General features: G+C 44.4%; 1 protein-coding gene, 4 tRNA genes and 4 pseudogenes. 6 read left to right on the top strand and 3 right to left on the bottom strand.

What is annotated here, in order from left to right:
- A pseudogene (locus K7X24_RS21735) lies at positions 1–520 on the top strand (transposase); the annotation flags it as partial.
- Between the two features lie 229 nt (positions 521–749).
- Here K7X24_RS21735 and K7X24_RS22235 read toward each other — a convergent pair.
- Positions 750–917 (bottom strand): annotated as a pseudogene (locus tag K7X24_RS22235) (transposase); the annotation flags it as partial.
- Between the two features lie 135 nt (positions 918–1,052).
- On the opposite strand from K7X24_RS22235, the pseudogene K7X24_RS21725 reads away from it, so the two are divergent.
- Positions 1,053–1,746: pseudogene (locus tag K7X24_RS21725) on the top strand (IS1 family transposase).
- A gap of 190 nt (positions 1,747–1,936) precedes the next feature.
- Here the strand turns inward: K7X24_RS21725 and coaA are convergent.
- Together coaA and K7X24_RS21715 are read right to left on the bottom strand one after the other, a co-directional pair.
- Positions 1,937–2,887, bottom strand: coding sequence for a type I pantothenate kinase (gene coaA, locus K7X24_RS21720; protein ID WP_224558262.1), 951 nt, complete (start codon positions 2,885–2,887; stop codon positions 1,937–1,939).
- A 235-nt stretch (positions 2,888–3,122) separates the two neighbouring features.
- Positions 3,123–3,663 (bottom strand): annotated as a pseudogene (locus K7X24_RS21715) (IS630 family transposase); the annotation flags it as partial.
- 370 nt (positions 3,664–4,033) lie between these two features.
- On the opposite strand from K7X24_RS21715, the gene K7X24_RS21710 reads away from it, so the two are divergent.
- From K7X24_RS21710 to K7X24_RS21695, 4 genes are all read left to right on the top strand, one after another.
- Positions 4,034–4,109 (top strand) — tRNA-Thr (locus K7X24_RS21710).
- 15 nt (positions 4,110–4,124) lie between these two features.
- Positions 4,125–4,209 (top strand) — tRNA-Tyr (locus K7X24_RS21705).
- Positions 4,210–4,338: 129 nt separating this feature from the next.
- Positions 4,339–4,413: transfer RNA gene (locus K7X24_RS21700), tRNA-Gly, on the top strand.
- 6 nt (positions 4,414–4,419) lie between these two features.
- Positions 4,420–4,495, top strand: a tRNA-Thr gene (locus tag K7X24_RS21695).
- Positions 4,496–4,603 lie beyond the last annotated feature (108 nt).

The raw sequence follows: 4,603 nt of genomic DNA, 5'->3' as shown, positions 1-4,603 counted from the left end.
AGATTGTCTGCGTGGACAGACTGAAGGGCTTCCCAGATGCGATAAACAGCGTTTATCCTCAGACACATATCCAGCTGTGCATCATCCATATGGTGCGCAACAGCCTGAAATACGTGTCGTGGAAGGACTACAAAGCTGTCACCGGCGGGTGTATCAGGCTCCGACGGAAGAAGCCGCGTTGATGGCACTGGATACGTTCGCAGGTGCGTGGGACGATAAATATCCGCAAATCAGCAAAAGCTGGCGTGCGCACTGGGAAAATATCAATACATTCTTCGGTTATCCGCCCGATATCCGCAAGGCTATCTACACCACAAATGCCATCGAATCGCTGAATAGCGTGATCCGGCAGGCGATAAAGAAGCGCAAAGTGTTCCCGACCGACGACTCGGTGCGAAAAGTTATTTATCTGGTGATCAAGGATGCTTCAAAAAAATGGAGTATGCCGATCCAAAACTGGCGGCTGGCGATGAGTCGTTTTATTATCGAGTTCGGTGACCGCCTGAGCGATCACCTTTAATACGGTGGTAGTTACACAGAATTATTTACAGGGTCTTGAAAAGCGCTCATTAAGCGGTGTTGTTGACACTTCCCGATTAAAGTCATCAACGACGTTAAATCACCGGAGTCATCGCCCGTCTATCAAGGCATCACTCATAAAATCGCTGATCAACAGTGGTTCATTTTATGCGGAATAACCAACGGCTGCGGGTGCCTGTTAGGTAAGTGCTTTTTCCCTTTTCGTCTATCATTCGTTTGATATCAGAGGATTCCATGCAGCCGTATTTGGCTTTCCAGCTGTAATAGCTGGCTGCTGACACACCGTTTTCTCGGCATACATCCTTCACATGCCGACCACATTCAACTTCTTTAAGAACCCGCAGGATCTGAGTTTCAGTGAAACGTGCTTTCTTCATGATGAGTCTTAGTTGGTTGCATTTCAACCAGATAACTCTATTAAGCGGTAAGACTAAATTCAGGAGGGACTACACTTGCGGGTAATGTCTCTAATTAGTTGAATTGATCTATAATGCCCGCTTTGAGGTGTGCTCATGGCCAGCGTTAATGTTCATTGTCCTGGTTGTCAGCCTGTTCAGGTTTACCGTCACGGGCAGAATCCTAAAGGCCGTGACCGGTTTCTCTGTCGTGGCTGCCACCGCGTGTTTCTGCCCACCTATACCTATGAAGCTCGTAAACCCGGTGTCAAAGAGCAAATTACCGAAATGGCATTCAACGGCGCTGGTGTTCGTGATACTGCCAGAACACTGAAAATCGGCATTAACACTATCATTCGCACGTTAAAAAACTCGCGCCGAAGCGAATAACATCCTCTCCGGTCGCTTATGCAGATGTAGCACTTATCTATGAACCCAATGAGCAATGGGGCTTTGTCGGCATAAAGCTCGGCAGCACTGGCTCTGGTATGCATACAACACCAAAACAGGTGGCGTTCTGGCTTATACGTTTGGACCGCGCACGGATGGCGCCTGCCGCGAACTTCTGGCTCTGCTGACGCCGTTTAACATCGGGATGATAACCAGTGATGACTGGGGCAGTTATGCCAGAGAAGTACCGAAGAATAAGCATCTGACAGGAAAAATATTCACTCAGCGTATTGAGCGTAACAACCTGACATTGAGGACGCGTATTAAACATTTGGCTCGTAAAACAATCTACTTCTCACGCTCGATTGAATTGCATGAAAAAGTCATCGGGGCGTTCATTGAAAAATACATGTTCTACTAATTGGATGCATCACCCTTTATACTTACCGGAAGGTAAAAAATAACATAGCAGGTAAATTACTGTGTGTTGAGTAGTCAGAGGATTTTCGTAGCAAGGTTATCTTTGGCTATTCTATCGATAAAGTGTTATCCCGCAGCCTATTTTCAGGTGCTAAAATTTTATGTTGAAATTTATTAAGTATATTTATTTTTCATTTTCTTAATCTAACACATTCAACGGCATGGTTAGCACTTTTAGTCATAATAAGACTAGCTCTCTCTCGGGTAGGGAGGATGTTTTCTTTTAGATTAAGTCCGTTAATTTCCTTCCATAATTGAGATGCAATACCGACAGCTTCTTTTTCCGTCAATTTTGCATAATTATGAAAATATGAATTTGGGTTTGAGAATGCACCTTGCCTGAATTTCAAAAATCTATTTATATACCATGTCTGTAACAGTGTTTCAGGTGCATCCACATAAATAGAGAAATCCACAAAGTCAGAAACAAAAACTCTATGTGGATCATGTGGATAATCCATTCCGCTTTGTAAGACATTCAAGCCTTCTAATATTAAAATGTCAGGTTGTTCCAGCACTTTATTGTTATTAGGGACGATGTCATATGTCAGATGGGAATACGTTGGGGCGGTGACTTTGTGTGTCCCTGATTTTATATCAGAAACAAATTTCACCAAGCTATGCATATCGTATGACTGCGGAAAGCCTTTTTTCTTCATCAAGTCGCGTTCTTTTAGCACTTTATTTGGATGAAGAAACCCATCGGTTGTAATAAGTTCTACACTGCGGTGTTCCGGCCAGCGGCTTAATAACGCCTGAAGCACACGAGCTGTAGTACTTTTTCCTACAGCGACACTGCCTGCAATACCGATTATGTAAGGTATCTTTTGTCCATCAGTTCCTAAGAACTGCTCAAGCACAGCCTGACGTCGTGAATTAGAGCTGATATAGAAATTGAGCAGGCGAGATAGCGGCAGATAAATTTCCGCGACTTCGTCTAATGAAAGGTCTTCGTTAATCCCTTTGAGCTTAACGATTTCTTCCTCTGTCAGCGTTAACGGGACGGAATCGCGCAAGGCGGCCCATTGGCTGCGGTTAAATTGTAGATATGGCGTGGCCAAGGATTGCTCTCTATTGCTCATAAGTCGTGTTCTGCCTGCTTCACAGGTAAGAAAAGGGACTCTCAGCCCAGCGAAGAAAACGGGCTATTAGTTTAGCCAACGCGATGATCGCGGCACCTTCTCTTATGTAATAAATTTTTGATAATAGGCAGGTTAACACTTTGCTGATGGAAATAAGAAGAGAAAATCGGTTCTGCGGCAGAATGCTTCTGCATTTGTACACAGAGGGCCCACTAAATAGCTGTCCCGAATACTGCTATACTTTTGTCTGACCATGCTTCCTGCCTGGGAATGGGCTTACCGTTTTCATAAAGTGGCGCACTTTGTTCAGTCATTGCCACATTGAACGACAGCTATGATTTTTGGTTATCGTGTCATGTAATGCCTGCCACAACCGTTCGATGAGGTTCACCTACGGCAAGTAGACCGGTTGATAAATAAAAATAAATTTGGGGTTCTTCTTCAGCCAATGAAGCGTTTCACGGCCTTTATGAATGATGTAGCTATCAACGTTCAGCGTGATCGTTTTTGCCCGTCGGTACGTGCTTTTTAGATGTTTTAACAAGCGGATAAATAACCCTGAATTTTTACTACTGCTGCTGCCGACGTAACTGACTTTTCCTGTGCCGCAGTGCGACGCGCCAACCAGATGTTTTTCCCGGGCGTAATCAACAACACGCTGTTGTTGATTACGCCGTAGCCAGTTAGCCCCCTATTTTGGGGTTGAGATGGATATCGACCTCATCCTCGTAAAACACGGGATGTTCGACGCTACAAGCGTTTAATGCTTCTGCGATAGATAGGTAAAGTTGCTGCATTGAGTTGAACTGTTTTCATCACATTTTTCCCGTTAGAAAGAGATTTATTGCTAACGGGAAAAATTTATTCCAAGTCTATTTTCTTAGGAAAACGAGGGAAATAGCATCTGTCAGTACGGTATTTGCACTCCTGAAGGGCAAAAATGTATTCTTGGTACAAGGGGAATAAGAGTAAATTTAATAATGAAGTCCTCATTTCATTGGGGGGAACTGGTGTTTCTTTGTGCTAATCCTTGCTGCTGCTCTAGATTTATGGGTTAATTTGGATGAAATCTAAGCGATAGTGCATTTTACGCAATTTTTTTGTTGCATCGAGCGTTCTGTCTACCTAGAATGCGCAGCACTTGAGGCCGGCTTAGCTCAGTAGGTAGAGCAACTGACTTGTAATCAGTAGGTCACCAGTTCGATTCCGGTAGCCGGCACCATCAAGTACACAATCAGGTGGGGTTCCCGAGCGGCCAAAGGGAGCAGACTGTAAATCTGCCGTCACAGACTTCGAAGGTTCGAATCCTTCCCCCACCACCAAATTCAATCCTGGCAACAGGATATTCGATACGGTAGTAAGATTAAACCGGATCGATGAAGGCGGGGTGTATAAATTTTATTCCCCAATTTCAAAATCTACAGAAAAATTAGGTAGCCGAGTTCCAGGATGCGGGCATCGTATAATGGCTATTACCTCAGCCTTCCAAGCTGATGATGTGGGTTCGATTCCCACTGCCCGCTCCAAGATGTGCTGATATAGCTCAGTTGGTAGAGCGCACCCTTGGTAAGGGTGAGGTCGGCAGTTCGAATCTGCCTATCAGCACCACTTCCTTTTCCTCCTCCTGATTTTCTTTCTGTGAATAAATTCAGCAAGCTATTGCTTGGTTAATGTGGTGATACCACCGATTTATCCGTATCTTAGAGGGACAATCGA

Origin of the sequence: Pectobacterium versatile (genome assembly GCF_020166435.1) — a bacterium.
GTDB lineage: Bacteria > Pseudomonadota > Gammaproteobacteria > Enterobacterales > Enterobacteriaceae > Pectobacterium > Pectobacterium versatile.
This window is presented reverse-complemented; position numbering and strand designations above follow the sequence as displayed.

Bases quoted from the DNA above. Each gene is read 5' to 3' on its own strand.
- coaA (WP_224558262.1), bottom strand. From the start codon at position 2,887: ATGAGCAATAGAGAGCAATCCTTGGCCACGCCATATCTACAATTTAAC.